General features: G+C 62.1%; 16 protein-coding genes and 1 tRNA gene. 4 read left to right on the forward strand and 13 right to left on the reverse strand.

Features of this window, described 5'->3' with window-relative positions; genetic code table 11:
* Window positions 1-38: 38 nt before the first annotated feature.
* From ACFX4T_RS11820 to ACFX4T_RS11855, 8 genes are all read right to left on the reverse strand, one after another.
* A complete protein-coding gene (locus ACFX4T_RS11820; RefSeq protein ID WP_216921363.1) occupies window positions 39-1,496 on the reverse strand; it encodes an NAD(P)/FAD-dependent oxidoreductase in 1,458 nt (485 codons plus the stop codon).
* Window positions 1,497-1,591: 95 nt separating this feature from the next.
* Complete coding sequence (locus tag ACFX4T_RS11825) at window positions 1,592-2,278, reverse strand: N-acetylmannosamine-6-phosphate 2-epimerase (protein WP_377652018.1); 687 nt, start codon at window positions 2,276-2,278, stop codon at window positions 1,592-1,594.
* Window positions 2,279-2,291: 13 nt separating this feature from the next.
* Window positions 2,292-3,254, reverse strand: coding sequence for an ROK family protein (locus ACFX4T_RS11830; RefSeq protein WP_377652052.1), 963 nt, complete (start codon window positions 3,252-3,254; stop codon window positions 2,292-2,294).
* An 18-nt stretch (window positions 3,255-3,272) separates the two neighbouring features.
* The gene (locus tag ACFX4T_RS11835; RefSeq protein WP_377652021.1) at window positions 3,273-4,190 is read right to left on the reverse strand and encodes a dihydrodipicolinate synthase family protein; all 918 of its coding nucleotides are present in this window, start codon (window positions 4,188-4,190) and stop codon (window positions 3,273-3,275) included.
* A gap of 37 nt (window positions 4,191-4,227) precedes the next feature.
* Window positions 4,228-5,025 carry an ATP-binding cassette domain-containing protein gene (locus tag ACFX4T_RS11840; RefSeq protein ID WP_223947974.1) on the reverse strand — a complete coding sequence of 266 codons (798 nt, stop codon included), beginning with the start codon at window positions 5,023-5,025 and terminating at the stop codon, window positions 4,228-4,230.
* Window positions 5,022-7,133 (reverse strand): dipeptide/oligopeptide/nickel ABC transporter permease/ATP-binding protein, encoded by a 2,112-nt coding sequence (locus tag ACFX4T_RS11845; RefSeq protein ID WP_377652024.1) that lies wholly within the window; start codon window positions 7,131-7,133, stop codon window positions 5,022-5,024. Before ACFX4T_RS11845 ends, ACFX4T_RS11840 begins: the two co-directional genes overlap by 4 nt.
* Before the next feature lie 3 nt (window positions 7,134-7,136).
* On the reverse strand, window positions 7,137-8,093 hold the full coding sequence (locus tag ACFX4T_RS11850) for an ABC transporter permease (protein WP_223947976.1): 957 nt from the start codon (window positions 8,091-8,093) through the stop codon (window positions 7,137-7,139).
* A gap of 101 nt (window positions 8,094-8,194) precedes the next feature.
* The gene (locus tag ACFX4T_RS11855; RefSeq protein ID WP_377652026.1) at window positions 8,195-9,817 is read right to left on the reverse strand and encodes an ABC transporter substrate-binding protein; all 1,623 of its coding nucleotides are present in this window, start codon (window positions 9,815-9,817) and stop codon (window positions 8,195-8,197) included.
* Between the two features lie 350 nt (window positions 9,818-10,167).
* Here ACFX4T_RS11855 and ACFX4T_RS11860 point away from each other — a divergent pair, with 350 nt between their 5' ends.
* Window positions 10,168-10,896, forward strand: a complete 729-nt coding sequence (locus ACFX4T_RS11860) for a FadR/GntR family transcriptional regulator (RefSeq protein ID WP_377652028.1) — start codon at window positions 10,168-10,170, stop codon at window positions 10,894-10,896.
* A gap of 201 nt (window positions 10,897-11,097) precedes the next feature.
* On the opposite strand, the gene ACFX4T_RS11865 is transcribed toward ACFX4T_RS11860, so the two are convergent.
* Window positions 11,098-11,171 (reverse strand) — tRNA-Arg (locus tag ACFX4T_RS11865).
* 284 nt (window positions 11,172-11,455) lie between these two features.
* Between ACFX4T_RS11865 and ACFX4T_RS11870 the strand changes: the two genes are divergently transcribed.
* Window positions 11,456-13,282: a phosphoenolpyruvate carboxykinase (GTP) gene (locus tag ACFX4T_RS11870; RefSeq protein ID WP_377652030.1), complete on the forward strand. Its 1,827-nt coding sequence runs from the start codon at window positions 11,456-11,458 to the stop codon at window positions 13,280-13,282.
* Window positions 13,283-13,395: 113 nt separating this feature from the next.
* Here ACFX4T_RS11870 and ACFX4T_RS11875 read toward each other — a convergent pair whose 3' ends face one another.
* From ACFX4T_RS11875 to ACFX4T_RS11890, 4 genes are all read right to left on the reverse strand, one after another.
* Entirely contained in the window at window positions 13,396-14,568 is a 1,173-nt protein-coding gene (locus ACFX4T_RS11875; RefSeq protein ID WP_377652032.1) for a globin domain-containing protein, read from the reverse strand.
* Between the two features lie 142 nt (window positions 14,569-14,710).
* Window positions 14,711-15,181, reverse strand: a complete 471-nt coding sequence (locus ACFX4T_RS11880; RefSeq protein ID WP_216921342.1) for an Rrf2 family transcriptional regulator — start codon at window positions 15,179-15,181, stop codon at window positions 14,711-14,713.
* Window positions 15,182-15,204: 23 nt separating this feature from the next.
* Entirely contained in the window at window positions 15,205-15,660 is a 456-nt protein-coding gene (locus tag ACFX4T_RS11885; protein WP_377652034.1) for a hypothetical protein, read from the reverse strand.
* A 12-nt stretch (window positions 15,661-15,672) separates the two neighbouring features.
* The gene (locus ACFX4T_RS11890) at window positions 15,673-17,091 is read right to left on the reverse strand and encodes a phosphomannomutase/phosphoglucomutase (protein WP_377652036.1); all 1,419 of its coding nucleotides are present in this window, start codon (window positions 17,089-17,091) and stop codon (window positions 15,673-15,675) included.
* Between the two features lie 143 nt (window positions 17,092-17,234).
* On the opposite strand from ACFX4T_RS11890, the gene ACFX4T_RS11895 reads away from it, so the two are divergent.
* Window positions 17,235-19,400 carry a RecQ family ATP-dependent DNA helicase gene (locus ACFX4T_RS11895; RefSeq protein WP_377652038.1) on the forward strand — a complete coding sequence of 722 codons (2,166 nt, stop codon included), beginning with the start codon at window positions 17,235-17,237 and terminating at the stop codon, window positions 19,398-19,400.
* A 140-nt stretch (window positions 19,401-19,540) separates the two neighbouring features.
* Window positions 19,541-20,974 carry an MFS transporter gene (locus tag ACFX4T_RS11900; RefSeq protein WP_377652040.1) on the forward strand — a complete coding sequence of 478 codons (1,434 nt, stop codon included), beginning with the start codon at window positions 19,541-19,543 and terminating at the stop codon, window positions 20,972-20,974.
* Window positions 20,975-21,054 lie beyond the last annotated feature (80 nt).

Below are 21,054 nucleotides of genomic sequence, written 5' to 3' on the forward strand. Positions count from 1 at the left end.
AAGTCTAACTGAACTGACCAGTCAGTTCAAATAGGGTTTTAGAGTCCGTACTTCTCCAAGAGGCGCAACCAGACCTCGCTGATGGTGGGATACGACGGAACGGCATGCCACAGCCTGTCCAAAGGGACTTCCCCGACGATCGCGATCGTGGCCGAATGCAGCAGTTCAGCTACCCCGGGGCCGACGAACGTAGCACCAAGAATGACTTTCCGGTCCTCGTCCACCACAATCTGCGCCCACCCTTTGTAGTCGGGGGAATAGAGCTGGGAGCCGGAAACATCGATGGGCAACTCAACGCCTGTGACGTGCTTGCCTTGAAGAAGGGCCTGCTCCAAGCTGGGACCCACTGAGGCAACTTCCGGGTCCGTGAAGACGACACTTGGAATGGCGTGCTCATTGGCCGTGTGAGCATACGCGGTCCAGGGCCGGGGCGTGCCCTGGAGCTTACCGTTGGCCCGGGCAACGATGGCATCGCCGGTAGCACGGGCTTCGTACTTTCCCTGGTGTGTGAGCAATACTTTGCCCGCGGCATCGCCTGCCGCGTACAGCCACAGTCCACTGGTGCCATCGCTTGCCGGGCCTTCCACCAGGCCACTGGCGTCCGTGGTGAGCCGGAGGGGTTTTCCGTTCTGCGGCTCAACGCCCACATTCTCCAGGCCCAAATTGGCCAATGCTGGATGCCTGCCGGACGCGACCAGGAGTGTGTCTGCCGTGACGGCCTGGCCGTTGAACGTAACTGTCACCGAGCCGTCGTCGTTCTTTTCTGCTTTGTCCACATCCGTGTGGAGATGGACCGTCACCCCATCGGCGCGCAGCCCGGACAGGACCAGATTGGCTGCCTCTTCGGGATAGCTGCTCAGAAGGCGACCACGAGCAATGATTGTCACCACCGAACCAAGGCGGGCAAAAGCCTGGGCCAATTCGACGCCGGCCACTCCACCTCCGAGCACGGCCAATCGCTGTGGGATGACTTTTGCCGCAGTGGCGCCACGGGTAGTCCAGAATGGTACGTCCTTGAGGCCCTCAATATCCGGGATGGTAGGAGTAGAGCCTGTGGCCACAACCACGGCATGGTGCGCTTTGAGCGCGTAGCTGTTGCCATCGAGCCCGTCCACCTGGACCTCGCGTGGTCCTGTGATGCGCCCCCGCCCACGGATCAGCTCGATGCCGGCACTGTCCAGCCATTCGACCTGCCCCCCGTCCTGCCAATTGTTCGTGAACCAGTCCCGGTGCTTCAGGGCCGATTCTGCGTCAATGACTCCGGTGACTGCTTCTGAAGCCCCGGGGATTCCCTGCGCCGCGTGGAGCACGCTGCCTGGCCGGAGGAGTGCTTTAGAGGGAATGCACGCCCAATACGAGCATTCACCGCCAACCAGTTCGCTTTCCACGATCACTGCCGTCAGTCCGCCACGAACCACCCTGTCCGCTACGTTTTCCCCGACGGCACCCGCGCCGATCACGATTACGTCGAATTCACGGGAGCTCTCGGCATTCATGGGAGAAGCCTACAACTGCTACGTCTGCGTTGTGAGGCCCGGTCTGCATGGTTGGCGTGGGTTTTGGGGCCCAGAGTGGGCCCCGCAACTTAGGGCTAGGCGTGCATCGCACCCTTGAACCAGCTCGTGATGGACGCCGGGTGGGTGATAGCCGTGCCGACCACTACGGCAAATGCCCCTGCATCGAGTGCTTGACGGGCCTGGGCAGCGGTATGGATGCGGCCCTCCGCGATCAGTGGCTTACCCAATCCGCCGGCAGCGATCTGCTCCAAAAGCTCCAGATCCGGGCCGTCGGTCTTGTGGCGCTCGCCGGTATAGCCGGACAGAGTGGTTCCGACCAGGTCCGCTCCGGCATCAACGGCTGCCAGAGCGTCGTCGAAGGAGCCACAGTCGGCCATGACCAGTGCGTGCGATTCGGCGTGGATTCCGGCCACGGTCTCCGCGAACGACAAACCATCTGGCCGTGGACGACGCGTTCCGTCAATCGCCACCACATGTGCGCCTGCGTTCGCCACGGCAAGCGCGTGCCGGAGCGTGGGTGTGATGAAGACGCCATCGTGACCGTCCTTCCAGAGGCCGATGACGGGAACTTCGACGGCGGCACGCGTGAACTGTATGTCGGCTAACCCTTGGACGCGGATCGCCGCGGCACCGCCGATGACAGCCGAGGCCGCCACCTGAGCTGTGGTGCGAGGATCGCGCATGGGTTCGCCGGGGTAGGCCTGGCAGGAGACGATCAGCTGGGAACGGAGGGCTTCGAGGCCTTCGGGGGTGACGATCATGATGTCTCTCTTCTTAAAGGACGAGTTTCGCGGCACCAACAATGGCAGCGGTGTTGCCGAGGGTTGCCCGCGCCACGGGGACCTGGGCGAGAGGCGCCAGCAGTTCTTGGCGGAGGGCGGCTTCCATGGGCTCCCACCAGAGCCCGCCGGCGTCGGCTAGTCCACCTGAAATCACTACGGTTTCAGGGTCAAGAATGTTGATGAGCCCGCCCACGGCTTGACCTGCGGCGCCCGCGCCGAGATCAATGGCACGCAAGGCAGCGGCTCGGCTGGCAGTGGCGGCAGCACCGCCGTCGGGAGTGGAAGAAGAGGCGAGCGCAAACACGCCGCGCGTGTCCACAGCATCCACGGCCGAACCACCAAATCGCAGGTACGACTCGTGGATGGCGGGCCCGGAAGCAATCGCCTCAACATGCCCGGCCGAACCACAGACGCAGGGCAACGGAACTCCCTCAAATGTGGCGTATGGCGATGCGAAGTGACCCACGTGCCCGCCAACAAAGCGGTGCCCCAAAACTGGAGCGCAGCCAAGGACAAAGCTGCCGCCCACGCCGGTCCCAAACGCAACCATGAGTGAACCTGAGGACCCCGCGGCAGCACCGAGCCACGCTTCGCCGATGGCGTGTGCGTGGACGTCGTTGACGGTCCGGACGGGAAGACCCACACGGGCGGAAAGCCCTGCGGCCAGGTTCGTTCCAGCCCAGCCCAGAATCGCATCCGTCGCCGAAACAACGGTCCCGGCAGCAGCGTCGATGACCCCCGCAGAGCCCACGCCGACGCCGGAAACTGTAACTCCGGCGTCGGCGGCGCGCTCCACCAAGCCCGAGATCAGCGCTGCAGTGGCATCAAGGATTGCCTCGCCACCAGCCCGGTTCAACGTCGGAATGGTCTCCGACACCATTACCTCGCCGGAAGAGGAAACAACCCCGGCGGCGGTCTTGGTGCCGCCAAGGTCGACGCCGATCACATGGGTCAGGGAAACGGTCATCGAAGACTAGACCAGCCCGTTCCGCTCCAGGATTTCGCGGATCAGCGCCGTCTCTTCGGAGTTCAGGGACAGCATGGGCTCGCTCATCGTGTTGGACTCAATGACGCCCATCACCTGCAGGGCGGTCTTGAAAGCGCCCAGGCCTGCAGCGCCCCCGGAGACACGGCCGCTGGGGGTGTAGACGATTTCGAACACGTCGGCCAGGCGGTCCTGTTCCAGCGCGGCCAGGGCCCAGTCGCCAGCCTGTGCGGCGTCGAACAGACGGCGGTAGCCGGCCGGATCAACGTTGCCAAGACCCGGCACGACACCTTGGGCGCCACCGAGAAGTGCGCCGTCCACCACTACTTCGTGGCCGGTGAAGATGTCGAAGTTGGGGATGTCTTTGGCCGCGAGCAGCAGCTGGCGGAAGGAAACGTCGTCGCCGGAGGAGTCCTTGACGCCGGCAATCACGCCATCGCGGCCAAGCCGGACCAAGAGGTCCGTGGGCAGCTTGAAGTGGGTGCGGACGGGGACGTCGTAAGCGAAGATCGGCTTGCCGATCGCCTCGTGGATGCTGCGGAAATGCGTTTCGGTCTCTGCGGCGTTGCCGATGGCGTAGTACATGGAGGTCACCACGATCGCGTCAGCGCCCAGGTCCACCACTTTTCGGGCTTCCTCGATCACCCGGTTGGTGGTCTGCTCGTTGGCGCCCACGATGAGCGGGACCGCTCCTGCGTTGGCGTCCGCGATGGTGGAGACCACCAGTTCACGCTCGTCATTGGTGAGGTAGGGGACTTCGCCGGAGGAGCCTAGGACGAAAAGGCCGGACACACCGCCGTCGATCAGGTGCTTGGTGACGTTCTTCAGCGACGCGGTGTCGACGCTGCCGTCGGCGTGGCGGGGGGTGATGACCGGGGGAATGACGCCCTGGAACTGAGTGGACACAGAAATCTCCGTTGTTTGTAACTTGTGAAGGGAAAAACTAGATGTGAAGCAGGCTCGGCGCGGCGCCCAGCAGCTTCTTGGTGTAGTCGTTGCTCGGGTTGTCGAAGACCTGTGCGGCGGTGCCTTGTTCGACGATCTTGCCGAAGTACATGACGCAGATCCGGTCCGAGACGTAGCGAACGGTTTGGATGTCGTGCGAAATGAACACCATGCCCAAGTTCAGCTGGGTCTTCAGGTCCGACAGCAGGTTCAGGACCTGCGCGCGGACCGAAACGTCCAAGGCCGACGTCGGCTCGTCCGCCACGATGATGTCCGGGTCCAGGGCCAGTGCGCGGGCGATCGCCACACGCTGGCGCTGGCCGCCGGAAACCTGCGACGGCGTCACCTCGGCCGCCGATTGCGGCAGACCAACCAGGGCCAACAGTTCCTTGACCTTGGCGGCGCGCGTTGTCGCATTGCCGATGCCGTGGATCTGCAGGGGATCGGTGAGGATGTCCTGAATGGTCATACGCGGGTTGAGCGCCGTAGCCGGGTCCTGGAAGACCACGGAGACCGAGCGGCCAAACTGCTTGCGCATGCCAGCGTTGCGCTTGATAGCTGGCTTTCCGTGGAACAAGACCTGGCCCGACGTCGGCGGTTGCAGTCCCACAAGCACTGAAGCGAGGGTGGACTTGCCACAGCCGGACTCACCAACGATGCCCACGGTTTCGCCGCGGCTGATGCTGAAGTCCACACCGTCCACGGCTTTGACGATGTTTGGACGGAAGAGTCCGCCGGTCCGGGCGTGGTGGTAGACCTTGACGTCCTTGAGCTCGATCACGGGCGTGGCGTTCATTTCGCATCCTCCTTCAAGTGGCTGGCCCAGTAGTGGTCCGCATCATCGCCAGTGGACGACGCAACCGTGGTGAGGACGAGCTTCTGATTGGGATCCGCGTCGGCGCGCAATGAGCGTGCCGCGAAGCGGTCGCCCGCAGCGAAATCCCGTGGTGAAGGGACCGTGCCGGGGATCTGGTGCAGGCGGACGGCGTCGGCCTCAATGGAGAGGACTGCCCCCAACAAGCCACGGGTGTACTCGTGCTTCGGATTCTGCAGAAGCTCGGAAGCCTGTGCGGATTCCACCACTTGGCCGGCGTACATGACCGTGATTCGGTGGGCCAGGGAGGCCACCAACGCGAGGTCGTGGCTAACGAACACCATAGCGAAGCCCAGTTGTTCGCGGAGCTCGTTGAGGAGGTCCACAACCTGCTTTTGCACGGTGACGTCCAAGGCCGTGGTGGGCTCGTCGGCCACTACGATCTTCGGTGAGCGGGAGAGCGCCATGGCAATCAGCACGCGTTGGCGTTGGCCGCCTGAGAGCTCGTGTGGGTAGCTGGCAAGAGTCCGGACAGGGTCCAGCTTCACCATTTCCAGCAGCTCCGCCGGTGTCTTGCGGCCGCCGCGTTTGGTGAGCTGCTCCAGCTGGTCCTTGATCTTCATGGATGGGTTCAGCGAGCTCAAAGCATCCTGGTAGACCATGGCAATCTGCTCGCCACGCAGGCCCTCATAAGCCTTCGGGTTGCTGTGCTGAGTGTTCGCGTCCAGGAGTTCCTTGCCATCGAACTTGATGGAACCGGTGACCTGTGCGGTCTTGGGCAGAAGACCCATTACGGCCAGTGAGGTGATGGACTTTCCACAACCGGACTCGCCTACGAGGCCCATGGTCTCGCCTTCGCGGACGGTGAATGAGACGTTGTCCACGATTGCGATGTCGCCGAACCGGCCCGGGAAGCGGATGGACAGGTTCTTCACTTCCAGCACATTGCGGGCACCCGGAGATACCTGCGGGAGCCGGTCGGTGCGCTTCGCCTCGATGGCTGCCAGCAGTTCCAGTTCGCGGTCCAACAGGAGGTGCGGGTTGGCGGCGGCGAGCTTCACATCGGTGAGGACGGCTGAGGTTCCCACACTGGAAGTGACGGCATCGCCGGAAGCTGCACGGACGCCGTCGAGCTCGTGTTCTTCAACTACGGAAGGCTGGGCAACGGAAGTGGCAACCTCGGTGTCCACAACAACAGCAGCGGTGGAGCCGTCGTCGTCCTTCACCGCGGGGGCGCGGCGGAGCTTCGGGTTCACCATGGCGTCCGTGAGGCCCTCGGCGAGGATGTTCAGGGACAGCACGGTCAGCAGGATGGTCAGGCCGGCAAAGGTTGTTGCCCACCATCCGCCGGAGAGCACAAGGTTGCGGCCGTAGGAGATCACGTTGCCCCAAGAGGGAGCAGGATCCTGCACGCCGGCGCCGAGGAAGGACAGCGACGCTTCCAGGATGATGGCATCGGCCACCATCACTGTGGCGAACACCAGTACGGGAGCGGCGGTGTTACGGACGATGTGCTTGACCAGAATGTAGAAGCGGCCGGCGCCGATCACGCGTTCGGCACGGACGTAGTCTTCGCCATATTGTGCGAGCACGTTGGCGCGGACTACTCGTGCAAGCTGCGGGGTGTAGATGATGGCGATCGCGATGATGATGGTGGGAACCGAGTTGCCGAACGCGGCCAGCAGTACCGCCGCAAGCGCGATGCCCGGGAACGCCATGAGGATGTCCATAAGCCGCATGATGATCTCGTTGACCGACTTGCTGGAGGTCGCCGCGAAGGAGCCAAGGAGCGCGCCGGCGAGGATGGCGAGGCCAACCGCGCCGAGGCCGATCATGAGCGAGGACTGTGCGCCGAAGAGCAGACGCGAGAAGATGTCGCGTCCCAGGCGGTCGGTGCCGAAGAAGTGCTCGGCGCCGGGCGGGGTTGCCGGGATGAACGTCTCAAGGGGATCGTGCGGAGCGATGATCGGCGCGAGGATGGCCGCGAGCACGATCATGACGAGGAAGAGCAGGGCGATACGGGAGCCCCAGGGCAGGGCCTTGAAACGAATGCCCGTGGCACTTAGCCGTTCTGCGAGCTTGCTGCGCATGAGCTATACCGTCCTGATTCGGGGGTTGATGAGCAGGTAGAGAAGGTCCACCACGATGTTCACCAGAACGAACGTGACAGAGATGGTGAGAACCACTCCTTGGACCAGGTTGACGTCCAGATTGGTGATGCCATTGAGGATCAGCTGGCCCATACCGGGCAGGGCGAAGATCATTTCAATCACGACGGCGCCACCCAGCAGGTAGCCCACGCGGAGTCCCAGCACGGTCACCGGGGTGACGAGGGCGTTGCGGAGAACGTTCTTGGAAACCACTTCGCGGTAGGGGACACCGTTGCCGATGGCTGTGCGGACGTAATCGCGGTCAAGCTCTTCCACCATCGAGGTCCGGACCACGCGGATCAGTGATGCCGAGACGGGGATGCCGAGGGCGAGTGCCGGGAGGGCCATCGAGTTGAGCCAACCGCCGAAGCCGGACTCCGGCGTCGCAATTCCACCTGAGGGGAACATGGGGTTGGCGCCGAGTGCGAACCACTGGATGAGCAGGATACCCAGCCAGAACGACGGCGTGGCGATCGCGGCGATCGAGAAGACGCGGACCAACTGGTCCTGCCACTTGTCCCGGTAAAGGGCACCGAGGATTCCGAAAGCCAGGGACAGAACAATTGCGATAATGACGCCCAGGAAGGTGAGCTGCAGCGTCAGCGGGAACGCAGAGCCGATCATGGATGCCACCGACTTCGCCGGCGGGGTAGTGACGCCGAGATCGAACTGCAGCAGCTTCCCAAGGAAACGGAAGTATTGCAGGACCAGGGGATCGTTCAGGCCATTCTCCTGGCGATACTGCTGCTTGGCTTCTTCGCTGGCACCGTCACCGAGGGCGGAACTGGCTTGGTCGCCGGGGGCGGCCTGCAGTACGAGGAAGACGAGCAACGTAATGCCCAGGATCATCAATGGCAATGCTGCAAGCCTGCGGCCTAGCAGACGCAATATCGTGACCAATTTGTTCTCCGGTTGGTTGGGTGTGCTGCTTGGTTGTGTGGCCTGCTCTGCGTGCTATTTGGGGGATTTAGTGCGCAAAGCAGGCCTCGCAACTCGGGTTTCTAGGCGGTACGTCCGACGTCGATGAATGACAACCCGGTGGTGGGCAGAGGCTGGAAGCCCTTGAGTTTTTTCTCGTCCCACGCACTGGGAAGCTGGCGGTGCAGGACCGGATACAGGGGAACCTCGTCAGAGACCATATCCACGATTTCGCCCACGACCTTCTTGGCCTCCTCGCCGGAAGCCTGGGAGCCCTTGTTCATGAGTTCCTGCAATTTGGCGCGCTCAGGGGTGGTCCAGAAGGCACGCTTTTCCATCCATGTGGCGCCAGAGTAGAACCAGCTCAACAGCAGGTCCGCATCGTTGCCGAACACTGATGGATCACCCGGGGCCGCAACCACGGTGTAGTCGCCCTTGCCCACGCGGTCGCTGTACAAGGCGCCGGATTGGAGGCTCTTGACGGTGACCTTGACCCCGGGGATCCTGTTCCAGGATTCAAGGATCAGCGGTGCAACGTCCTTGACCCAGGCGGTGTCCGTGGTGAGGAGCTCGAATTCGAGGCTCGTGACGCCGGCCTGCTTTAGCAGGTCTTCGGCCTTTTTCGTGTCAAAACCATAGACGTTCTTGGCCTTGACGTAGTCCGGGTGGCCTTCCTGGAAGTAGGAGCTGGCGGCTTTGGCGTTGCCGAACAAGGCCTTCTTGATGATGGCATCCTTGTCCAGGCCATAATGCAATGCCTGACGGACCAACTTGTTGTCGAACGGGGCTTTGGCGCAGTTGAACATGAGGAACAGCAGGCCGAAGGACTGGACGGATTCCACCTTGACCTTGGACTTCAAGCCGTCGACGTCCAGGTAGGGAACGTCCTCGATGGACTGAACGCGGCCGGATTGGACAGCAGTAACACGGGCGGCAGCGTCCGAAAGAAGGAGCCAGGTCATGCCCTTGGCGAGCGCAGGTTTGGGGCCGTTGTAGTCGGCGAATGCTTCGAAGACGATCTTGTCGTCCTTGACTGCGGACACCAGCTTGTAGGGGCCGGAGCCGACTGGCTTGGCGTCGAAGGCCTTCAGATCGCTGGCGAGTGCCTTGGGGACGACCTTCACAACGGAGATACGCGGTCCAAAGCCGGGGAAGGCGTACTTGAGGGTAAATTCCACGGTCTTGGCGTCCAGGGGTTTGACGTCCTGGATGAAGGGGATGAACTGGGAGAACAACGACTTGTTCGCCGGGTCCATCACGCGGGTGAAGGAAAAGGCAACGTCGTCGGTAGTGACGGGAGAGCCGTCGTGGAACTTGGCACCGTCGCGGATGGTCACCTGGTAGGTGGTGTCGTTGATCTTCTTGGGATCCGAGGCTGCCAACGCGTTGTATGGCTGGCGGGTAGCTGGGTGCAGCTCGATGAGGCCTTCGAAGATGTGCAGGTTGGCTGCCATCGGTGTAGCTCCCGAGGAGCTCAGCGGGTCAAAGCCTGTGGAGAGGGCGTAGGAGATGCCAGCTTCGATCATGAGGTCCTTGTTCACAGCAGCGGTGTTCGCTGCGTTCCCCGTGGTGGTGCTGGCAGCGCCGCCGCACGCAGAAAGGGTCGCCGTGAAGGCGGCGGCTGCACCAACTGCGCCGCTCAGCTTGAGGAAGTTCCGGCGGCTGGCGTCATTGACCAGCGGCAGGCTGTTGATGGTCTTGCTCATAGGGTGCCTCACCATTCGACTGTCGTGGGTTATCGGATGTAGGACGTCCGATGCTCGTATTGAAACTGTAAGGGTGGTCACAAGGGGACGTCAAGTGAGAAATGGATCACGGTGAGGCTGCCTGGGAAGGTGGAAACCCGCGGGTTCCTCGCTGCCCGGGTACCCGAAGGCGGAATTCTCGAGGAATTCCGAAGACATACCTATCAAGGAGGTGGGACATCCGATATTGTATGTTGCGAGTCACTCATCTGCGGTGGGCATAAAGCTCGCCTCAATATTAACACCGCACTCCTTCTGCATCCGAGGTTCACAGGCCTCTCTGGGAAGAGTGCATCGGCAAGGAGAGCGCCATGACAACTTCCGGTGTCGTTCCGCAAGCGCGGTTCAGTGCACAGGCCCGGCTGCGTGCATTGCAGTCGGACATTATGGAACTCATCCTTGAGCGCGAGCTCGAGGCGGGTGACCCGTTGCCCACGGAGAACGAGCTTTCAGTCGCCCTCGGTGTGGGGCGCAATACGTTGCGTGAGTCCCTGAAAGTGTTGCAGGCCCTGGGTGTGATCGAGATCCGCCATGGCTTCGGGATGTTCGTGGCGCCCAGCAACTTCGATGCTTTGGCTGATGGCCTGACATTCCGGGGTCGGCTTTCCCTCCGACACCAGGGACTCGAAGCCTTGCAGCTGGTGGACGTGCGGCAGGCCTTGGAGTCTGGGCTGATCGGCTCCTCTATCGATGTGATGACCAAAGAGCAGCTCGCGTCCATCGAGGAAACCGTGAAGCAAATGGAAGAACTCGCCGCCGCCGGTGAGAACTTCGTGGCCGCCGACGCCGAGTTCCACCGCCGGCTATTCGAACCCCTGAACAACGAGCTGCTGATCAACCTGATGGGGGTCTTCTGGAAGGTATACCGGAAGATCCACGTAGAGATCGGCGCGGGTAACGAGGACCTGGCAAACACGGCCGCCATCCATCGCAATATCTATGCCGCCGTTGCAGCGGGAGACAAGGTCCTCGCAGCCGAGCTGCTCAACCGTCATTTCGACGGCATTCGGCGCCGCATCAGCGAGGCCGTGGGGGAGTAGGCGTTCCCACTGATGGCAAGGGCCGCCGTCGTACTTTTTCGGAAAGTACGACGGCGGCCCTTGCGTTTCTGCGCGCGGCCGGCCCAACTGAGTCGCAGTTGTGCGCGTTTAGCGTGCTCTAAACGCGCACTGCTGCTACTTACTTGGGTGAGCGGGAAAACAAAAGACCCGCACCGGCGAACCGGTGCGGGTCTTCATCTGTGCGCCCAAAGGGATTCGAACCCCTGACCTTCTGTTCCGTAGACAGACGCTCTATCCAGCTGAGCTATGGGCGCATTTCGTGTGATTCTCGGCGGTCTGTTTCTCTGACCCCCTCGAACCTCAATAAACTTTACAGAAGTTCATGTGAAGTTCCAAATCGAAAAGCTGTAATCTACACAACTAGACCGGTCTATGTGACCTTCCTCACTTAAAACGCCCTTCTCTGAAATTGGAACCTTGAATTCTAGGGGTTTTTCGTTTTGAAGCCTTCGAAGGTCCGATGTCTGACAACGAATTGGTCTGGTCCGCGCCCCCTATCGTTTAGGACACACCACTGAACCCGAGGAAGGGAACCGCAATGGGCGATCTGGCGCGACTGCCGCTGCTTGAGAAGGCACCTACTACGCATGCACGCCTGCTGGCCTGGGTCGAGGAAGTTGCCGAGCTGACTCAGCCGGACCGCATCCACTGGGTTGATGGCAGCGAAGCAGAAAACAAGAAGCTGACCGACGAACTCGTCGAGGCCGGCACCCTGACGAGGCTGAACCCGGAAACGTTCCCGAATTCCTTCGCGGCGTTCTCTGACCCGGCTGACGTTGCCCGTGTAGAGGAGCAGACCTTCATCTGCTCCGAGAACGAGCGCGACGCTGGCTTTACCAACAACTGGATGGCTCCGGCGGAGATGAAGCAGAAGCTGCGCGGACTGTTCGCCGGCTCCATGCGCGGCCGCACCATGTACGTCATTCCTTTCGTCATGGGCCACCTGGATGCAGAGGACCCGAAGTTCGGCGTTGAGATCACTGACTCCGCCTACGTTGTAGCTTCCATGCGGATTATGGCCCGCATCGGCTCGGACGTCCTGGACCGCATCACGCAGACCGATGCATTCTTTGTGCCTGCCCTCCACTCGCTGGGCGCACCCCTGGAACCCGGTCAGGCCGACGTCGCGTGGCCGTGCAACCCGGACAAGTGGATTGTCCACTTCCCTGAAGAGCGCTCTATCTGGTCCTTCGGTTCGGGCTACGGCGGAAACGCGCTGCTTGGCAAGAAGTGCTACGCCCTGCGCATCGCCTCCGTGATGGCCCGCGACGAAGGCTGGCTGGCCGAGCACATGCTCATCCTCAAGCTGACCTCGCCTGAGCAGAAGACCTACTACGTCTCCGCAGCCTTCCCGTCTGCTTGCGGCAAGACCAACCTCGCGCTTCTCGACCCCACCATCAAGGGCTGGAAGGTTGAGACTCTTGGCGATGACATCACCTGGATGCGTTTTGGCAAGGAAGGCGAGCTCCGTGCCGTCAACCCTGAGGCTGGCCTGTTCGGCGTAGCCCCGGGCACCGGTTGGGGAACCAACCCGAACGCGATGCGCGCTATCGCCAAGGGCAACAGCATCTTCACGAACGTTGCCCTGACCGATGACGGCGGCGTGTGGTGGGAAGGTATGACGGAGGAAACTCCGGCGCACCTGACCGACTGGCGCGGCGAGTCCTGGACTCCGGACTCCGACGCCCCGGCCGCACACCCCAACTCCCGTTTCTGCACGCCGATCGACCAGATCGACATGCTCGCCGAGGAGTACTTCAGCCCGGACGGCGTGGAGCTGTCGGCAATCCTGTTCGGAGGCCGTCGTAAGACCACCATCCCGCTGGTCACAGAGGCCCGCGACTGGTCCAACGGTATCTTCATGGGTGCCACGCTTTCCTCCGAAACCACGGCTGCTGCAGCTGGCGCCGTAGGTGTTGTCCGCCGCGATCCCATGGCAATGCTGCCGTTCATCGGCTACGACGCAGGCGACTACCTGAACCACTGGGTGAACCTGTCGGCGAAGGCCAACCCGGAGCGCCTGCCCAAGATCTTCCTGGTCAACTGGTTCCGTCGTACTGCTGATGGTGGCTTCGCCTGGCCTGGTTTCGGTGACAATGCCCGCGTCCTGAAGTGGGCCATTGAACGGCTCGAAGGCAAGGCGGACGCTGTGGAAACGCCGATCGGTTTCGTTCCGACCGGCGACAGCATCGACCTTGAAGGCCTGGACATGACCCCGGCCGAGGTCGAGGCAGCTGTCCGTGTGGATGCCGACGAATGGACCACCGAGCTGGCATCCATCGAGGAATGGTTCGCCAACTTCGGCGAGTCCCTCCCCGCGGCGCTGCGGTCCGAGCTGGACGGCCTCAAGAGCCGTCTGGGCTAGACCTCTTAAGGACAACGGCGTTCTTAAGTGAACGACGACGGCCCGTCACTTTTCGCTGGAAAAGTGACGGGCCGCCGTCGTGCTTGTTGCTTTTGTCCTGGCTCTTGCTTTGACTAGTTCGCGAGCCAGACGTCAGGGCCGAACACTTCGTAGTGGATCCGGGTGGCCGGAATCCCGGCCTCGATCGCTTCGTCGCGAATCTTCTTCATGAAAGGCAACGGCCCGCAGAGGTACAAGGAAGCGTCTGCCGGCATGTCGACTTCCCTCAGGGACATGAAGCCTGCCTTGGCGCTGTGCACTTCGTTGCCGGGCTGGGGCGACTCAAGCCAGAGCTGAAGTTCGGCGTCAATGCTCGCAGCGTCTGCCGTCATTTGGCCGCTCAGAGCCCAACTGTCCATGGAGCGTTCGGCGTGCAGGACAAGAACCTGGCGATCAGTGCCTGCCTCAGCCAGGGAACGCAGGATTGAGGCCGTCGGCGTGCACCCGATCCCCGCCGATGCGAGCACAACCGGCCCCTCGCCTTCTTTGAGGGTGATCTCGCCATAGGGGTTGGAAATTTCGAGCACGTCGCCAGGTTCGACGGCGGTATGCAGGGCGGTGGACACCTCGCCGCCGTCGTTTAGCTTGGTGGTGAAGATCCGGCTGGTGCCGGCGTCGCCTGACAGTGAATACTGCCGTACTTGGCGCAAGCCGTCAGCGAGGGCGACCTTGACGCTCACATACTGGCCGGGAAGGGCCGGCGTTACGGGAGTGTCGTCGGCAGGTTCCAAGGTGAATGTCATGGCGTCCTTGCCAGCCGTTACCTTGGAAACCACGCGCCAAGGCATCCACATCTTGTTGTTTGACTGGGAGGCATAGAGGTCCTTCTCAAGCTTGATCAGGGCGTCTGCCATCAGCCAGTAGACTTCCGTCCATGCCTCGGCGATTTCCGGTGTAATGACGTCCGCCAAGTCGGCCGCGATTGCTGCGAAGAGGTGTTCGTAGACCACTCCGTACTGCTCTTCGGCGATGCCCAGTGAGGCGTGTTTGTGGGCGATCCGGGCCAGGACCTTTTCCGGGAGCGTGCCCGGGTTGTTCACCAGATGGGTTGCGAAGGCGGCGATGCTCCCGGCGAGTGCCTGTTGCTGATCGCCCGAGCGCTGGTTGGAGCGGCTGAATAGTCCATCGAGCAACTCGGGGTGCGCTGCAAAGAGGCGATTGTAGAAGTCTGCGGTGATGTCGCCAATACGCGAGCCGACCAGGGGAAGGGTGGCTTCAATAATGGGGCGGGATTTTTCCGAGAGCATGATTCTCCTGGGGGTAGGGGTCCGGTTGGGTCATTCGAACCATCACAATACAAGCATTTCGAATGCTTATATTTACACCTCAATTTCTACTCTTTGTAGAAAAGATGTGCAAATCGCTGAACGCCATGGCGTCCGCGCGCCGTCAGGGCAGGGTTGCGGGGGACCTGAATTCCGGCCGGAGGCCTATTGTTTGGAAGACCGGATTCATCTGCCGGGCATGGGGCAGGGACGAGATGACGACGGTGTCGAGCTCACGATAGAACGCTTCGCGGGCCCGGTTCATTGCGTGCCGGAGAGCGCACTCTGTGATGAGGGGGCAGTCATGGTTGGGGGACTGGCATTCGGCGGGATCCTGCCGGCTGTCCAAGTGGCGAAGGAGCTGGCCAACGGTTGCTTGGCGTCCTGCTTCGTTCAGGCGTGACCCACCCAAGCGGCCTCGTTCCACATCAATCAATCCAAGGCTGCGCAATCGGACCATAGCCTTGCTGACATGGTTATACGGAGTACCCACGGCGTCGGCAACAGCCTGGGTTGTCAGCAACGTACCCTCAGGGGCGGACGCCAACACCATGACGGCGCGGAGGCTCACGTCTGCGAAAGCGTTGATTTTCATGGCATCAGCTTACGTAGTCAGGTCTAGTCCACCCAGAGCGAGGGCTCATGGGTGTCAGGCTCAAGGGCGCCGAAGGAGAAGCCATCGGCTGTGTGGACATAGGGGATTACGGCTGCCATGACCCCACCATCCCGGTGCTCGGCGGTGCCGTGGATGCCGTCCGAGCCATGCTCGGGCAGCGCGACGTCACTTGCGATGGCCACGGCCCGGTAGTCGTTCCGACCCTGGCGAAGTAATTCCTGGACATCCATCAACATTGCCCCCGCATCAATGTGACCGTCCTCGTCCGGCTCTCCTGGAGAAACCATGACAATCCGCACCTCACCTTCGTGCGAAAGTGTGATGCCAAAGGGGAGAAAGCCGCCGTTCTGCAGAATGTGCTCCTGGGCAGTTCCCAGAGCAGTCCCCAGAATCTCCCGGAGTTCACGCTCTTGGATGGTCCCGGTGGAACCGGCGTCGTCGATGGGCTGCTCGCTCATGTTTGACGCTCCCTATGCCCGGACCAGGGCCAGGACGCGGTCCCGGATTTTTTCCATGGTGGGGAGGTCTTTGGCTTCGGCGTTCAGGCGGAGGAAGGGCTCGGTGTTGGAGGGGCGTAGGTTGAACCACCAGCTGCCGTCCTTGGCACTGAAAGTGCTGCCGTCCATGTGGTCGATCTCGACGTCATCGTTCTCGAAATCGAGGCGGACCCGCTCCACGGCGCCGGCTTTGTCGTCGATCTCGGAGTTGATTTCACCGGAGGAGACGTAGGGCTCGTACTGGCGTCCGAGTTCGGACAGGGGACCGTCCTGCTCGCCCAGGGCTGCCAGGACGTGCATCGCGGCGAGCATGCCGGTGTCCGCGTTCCAGAAATCACGGAAGTAGAAGTGCGCAGAGTGCTCCCCGCCGAACACGGCACCTTCTTCGGCCATCACGGCTTTGATGAATGAATGCCCCACGCGGGTCCGGACTGCCCGGCCGCCGTCCTTGGCCACGAGCTCGGGAACTGCCTTGGACGTGAGCAGGTTGTGGATGATCACCGGGGTTTCTTCCCCGGATGCCTGGGCTCGGGCGATCTCCCTGCGCGCGACCATGCCGGTGATTGCCGACGGGGAGACTGGCTCGCCCTTTTCGTCGATCACGAAACAGCGGTCAGCGTCGCCGTCGAAGGCAAGGCCGATGTCTGCCCCGTGCTTGATCACTGCCGCCTGGAGGTCACGAAGGTTTTCGGGTTCCAACGGGTTGGCCGGGTGGTTCGGGAACGAGCCGTCCAGTTCGAAGTAGAGCGGGATGATCTCGAACGGCAGGGCCGGGAGGAGTTTGTTGCCGAGCACTGCAGGGGTGGTTAGTCCGGCCATGCCGTTGCCGGCGTCCACGACGATCTTCAATGGACGGGAACCGGAGAGGTCCACCAACTGGCGCAGGTATTCGGAGTAGTCCCTCAGCACGTCCCGGACACCGATCTGCCCGCGCACCGCTGCCGCGGGGATGCTGCCTTCGTTCAGGTACTGCTCGGCAAGGACCTGGATTTCCTTCAGGCCACTCTCGGAGGAAATCGGTTGCGCCCCGGCCTTGGCCATTTTGATGCCGTTGTATTCGGCCGGGTTGTGACTGGCGGTGAATGTGGCACCGGCTGCATTCAGGGCGCCGCAGGCATAGTAGAGCTCGTCTGTGGAGATGAGGTCCAGCAACTGGACGTTGGCGCCGCGCCTGGCAGCACCGTTCGCGAAGGCCTGGCTGAACTCCGGCGAGGACGGGCGCATGTCTCCACCAACAAGGACGGTTTCACCTTCAAGACCCAAAACGTCGATGAAGGCAGCACCGACCGCCTCGACGATTTCAGCCGTGATGGATTCCCCCACGATGCCCCGGACGTCGTACGCCTTGAAGGAAGCCGAGAGGTCGAAGTTCTTGTTCTGCTCGCTAGTCACGGGCTCAATCCTACTGTGGTAGCGCAATTGAGCATGAACCGGGGAGCCTGCTATGTGGAAAAACCAGTCCCACTGGCGAGCCGCTTTCCACATAGCCGGGGCCACGGGTTCTGGCTGTCAGGGGCTGCTGGGATACTTGGTCCATGGCCAACACCTCCCCAAATGCCGCTGTTTCCGTGGAATCCCCTACCCGCCAGAGGGCTTTGGCTTGTCTTCGTGAGCTAGTGGGGCACCCTGAAGCAGATTTCCATGACGGCCAGTTCGAGGCCATTGAGGCATTGGTGGACGCGGGGCGCCGCGCTTTGGTGGTCCAACGCACGGGTTGGGGAAAATCCGCGGTCTACTTCGTCTCCTCCTTGTTGCTGCGCCAGCGCGGTGCGGGTCCCACGCTGATCGTGTCCCCTCTTCTCGCGCTCATGCGGGACCAAGTAGCAGCGGCCGCACGGGCGGGAGTCCGGGCAGTGGCTATCAACTCGGCCAACGCACTTGAATGGGATACTGTCCTGGCCCAGTTGGCAGCTGACGAGGTAGACGTTCTTCTGGTGTCGCCGGAGCGCCTCACCAATCCCTCGTTCAGGGAGAACCAGTTGCCCGAGCTGATCCGGAGGACCGGACTGCTCGTTATTGATGAAGCCCACTGCATTTCGGATTGGGGCCACGACTTCAGGCCCGATTACCGGCGCATCGCCGATCTCATTGCCCAACTGCCCAAATCGGTTCCAGTCCTCGCCACCACGGCTACCGCCAACTCCCGCGTTGTTCACGATATCGAGGAACAACTCGGCGCAGGAGTGTTGACCATCCGCGGTGCACTGGGCCGCGAGTCGCTGCGGCTCGGCGTTCTCAACTTGTCCGACTCCCGCGATCGCCTGGGCTGGCTGCTGACGCACTTGGCGGACCTACCCGGCAGCGGAATCATTTACGCGCTGACCGTCTCAGCCGCAGAGGACACTGCCCGGCTTCTTTCCGAGGCTGGACACAATGTCTTGTCCTATACCGGCCGGACGGATCCGGCCGATCGGGAGCGGGCAGAACAACTCCTCAAGGACAACCAGGTCAAGGCGCTTGTGGCCACCTCGGCGTTGGGGATGGGATTCGACAAGCCGGATCTGGGTTTCGTCATTCACCTCGGGGCGCCGTCCTCGCCGGTCGCCTATTACCAGCAGGTTGGTCGAGCCGGCCGAGGCGCAGCCAACGCCGATGTCCTGTTGCTTCCAGGCTCCGAGGACCGGGAAATATGGCAGTATTTCGCCACCGCCTCCATGCCCTCAGCCGAAAAGGCTGACGCCGTCCTGAGGGTACTTGGTGAGGCTAACGGCGCCATGTCCACGGTGGCGCTGGAAGCCCGGGTGGACCTTCGGCGCACGCCTCTGGAACTCCTCCTTAAAGTCTTGGCCGTTGACGGGGCAGTTGAACGCGTGGGCGGCGGCTGGCAGGCTACCGGACGGTCATGGAGCTACGATGCCGAGCGATATGCACGCATTGCCGAAGCCCGCGTGGATGAGCAGGACTCCATGGTGATTTACCAGGACACCGCAGGTTGTCGCATGGAGTACATCACCTCGGTGCTCGATGACGAGACCGCCGCCCCTTGCGGCCGTTGTGACAACTGTGCTGGACGCTGGTTCTCAGTGGACATTGCGGCGGCTGCGGTTGATGCAGCAGGCCAGACGCTGCGCCGAGCCGGGATCGTGGTGGAGCCGCGGCTCCAATGGCCCAGCGGAATGGACAGGCTGGGTGTGGGAGTCAAAGGCAAGATCAAGCCGGACGAAAGCATTTCCGAAGGCCGTGTCCTGGCAAGGCTGACGGACCTGGGCTGGGGTGGTGCGCTCCGCGAGCTCTTTGCTGCGGGGGCACCCGATCGGTCCGTGGACCCCGCTATGCTGCAGGCCTGCGTTCAGGTGCTGCGCGAATGGTCAGGGGCCGACGGCGGAACTGCCTGGAGCGGGGTGGGGCGCCCGGCGGCCGTTGTCAGCATTCCCTCAAGGAGCAAGCCACAACTTGTGGACTCCCTGGCGCAGGGAATCGCCGGCATAGGGCGGATGCCTTACCTGGGCCAACTGCAGCCAGAGCACGGAGGCCCCACAGGATCACGTGGCGGGAACAGCGCTTACAGGCTCGCGGGAGTATGGGACCGTTTTGCGGTTGGCCCGGAACTGTCACAAGCGCTCGCAGGCATTGGTGACCAACCAGTGCTCTTGGTGGACGACCTCGTCGACAGCCGCTGGACGCTGACCGTTGCGGCGAGGGCGCTCAGGCGGTCCGGGGTAGGTGCAGTGCTACCGCTCGCCCTGGCTCAGGCGGGTTAGCGCGCAGGCGGGTACTGCGCTGAAAACCGTCATGTTGTGAACGCTCCCACCGCGCCTCTATAGGATCGAGCAAAGACGAGGATCGAGCAAAAACGCCCGCCTGCCGATGCGGGCCACCAGACAAGACTTGGACCGGAGCCATGAGCACAAAACCGAGCAACACCGACGTCGAAGCGGCCACTGAAACCAGTTGGCGCCCGCGCTTGGCATTGCTTGTGGCGGCAACGTTCTTCATGGAGTTTCTCGACGGAACTATCCTCACCACGGCCATCCCCAGCATTGCAGCCGATTTCCGGGCGGCGCCGGCCGACATCAACATCACGATGACTGCCTATTTGGTGACGGTGGCAATGGGGATCCCGTTGAGCAGTTGGCTTGCCGAGCGGTTCGGCGCCCGCAGGATATTTTGCCTGGCTATATCGGTGTTCACTATTGCCTCCCTTTTCTGCGCAGTAAGCACCGACTTGACCATGCTGACGTTGAGTCGGGTGGCGCAGGGGGCGGGCGGTGCCATGATGGTTCCCGTGGGCACCCTGGTGGTTTTGCGGGGCACGCCCAAATCCGAACTTCTCCGTGCCACGGCCTATTTGGTATGGCCAGGCCTTCTTGCCCCCGTTCTGGCTCCCATGGTGGGCGGCGCCCTCACAACTTTCCTGTCGTGGCATTGGATCTTCATCATTAACGTCCCCCTCGGCCTGGCTGCCTTCATTGCGGCACTGAGGTTGGTTCCGCGGACTCAATTTGATGCCAAACGCCGTCTTGACTGGTTTGGCCTGTTGCTGACTACCTTGGGCGTGGGTTCCCTTGTGGTGGGGCTGGAAACGCTGGGCGGACACGCATCCAATCTGCTGGCTGTTGTGGTGGTGACTGCCGGCGTGGTGTCCCTGGCTTGCGCCGTCTGGTGGATGAGCAAAGCAAGGGTTCCGCTGTTCAACCTCAGCGTATTTGGCACCAGGACTTTCAGGTCGACATCCACGGGCGGTTTCATTTACCGGCTGACCATCAGCTCGGTTCCGTTCTTGCTGCCTCTGATGTTTCAGGATGGATTTGGCTGGGATCCGTTGAAAGCCGGGGTCATGGTCGCCGCGGTCTTCGTGGGCAACATCGGGATCAAGCCTGCCACCACACCCCTGATAAGGCGGTTCGGGTTCAAACCGGTGCTCGTCTTTGCATCGTTGGCGTCGGCCGTGACGTTTGCCTTGTGTGCGTTGCTGAATGCCCAAACACCCGAGCCCCTCATTTTCGCGTTGTTGCTGCTCAGCGGTGCCTTCCGATCCATAGGCTTCTCGGCCTACGCCTCCGTGCAGTATGCCGATATCGTCCCGGGGCAGCTGCCCTCGGCCAACGCCATATCCGCCACCCTCGTACAGCTGGCGGCTGCGGCAGGTATCGCCGTGGGCGCGTTGTTCCTGAGGCTGTTCGAGTCAACGGATGTGCTCGGGGCGGACCAGGTAGCGGCCTACAAAGGGGCATTTATCGCCATGGCTGTCCTGATGCTCGTCAGCACAGCGGACAGCCTGACCCTGCACCGGCACGCTGGCGCGGAAGTAAGCCACGGAGCAAAGCGCCGGTAACTTGGGTTATAGGACAAAACGTGTGTATTGGTTGGGCCTGCTTTCCAGCGCTGGCGGGCGAATTCCGGGATAGCTAAGCT

Source organism: Paenarthrobacter sp. YIM B13468 (assembly GCF_042788025.1).
In the GTDB taxonomy this organism is placed as follows: domain Bacteria; phylum Actinomycetota; class Actinomycetes; order Actinomycetales; family Micrococcaceae; genus Arthrobacter; species Arthrobacter aromaticivorans.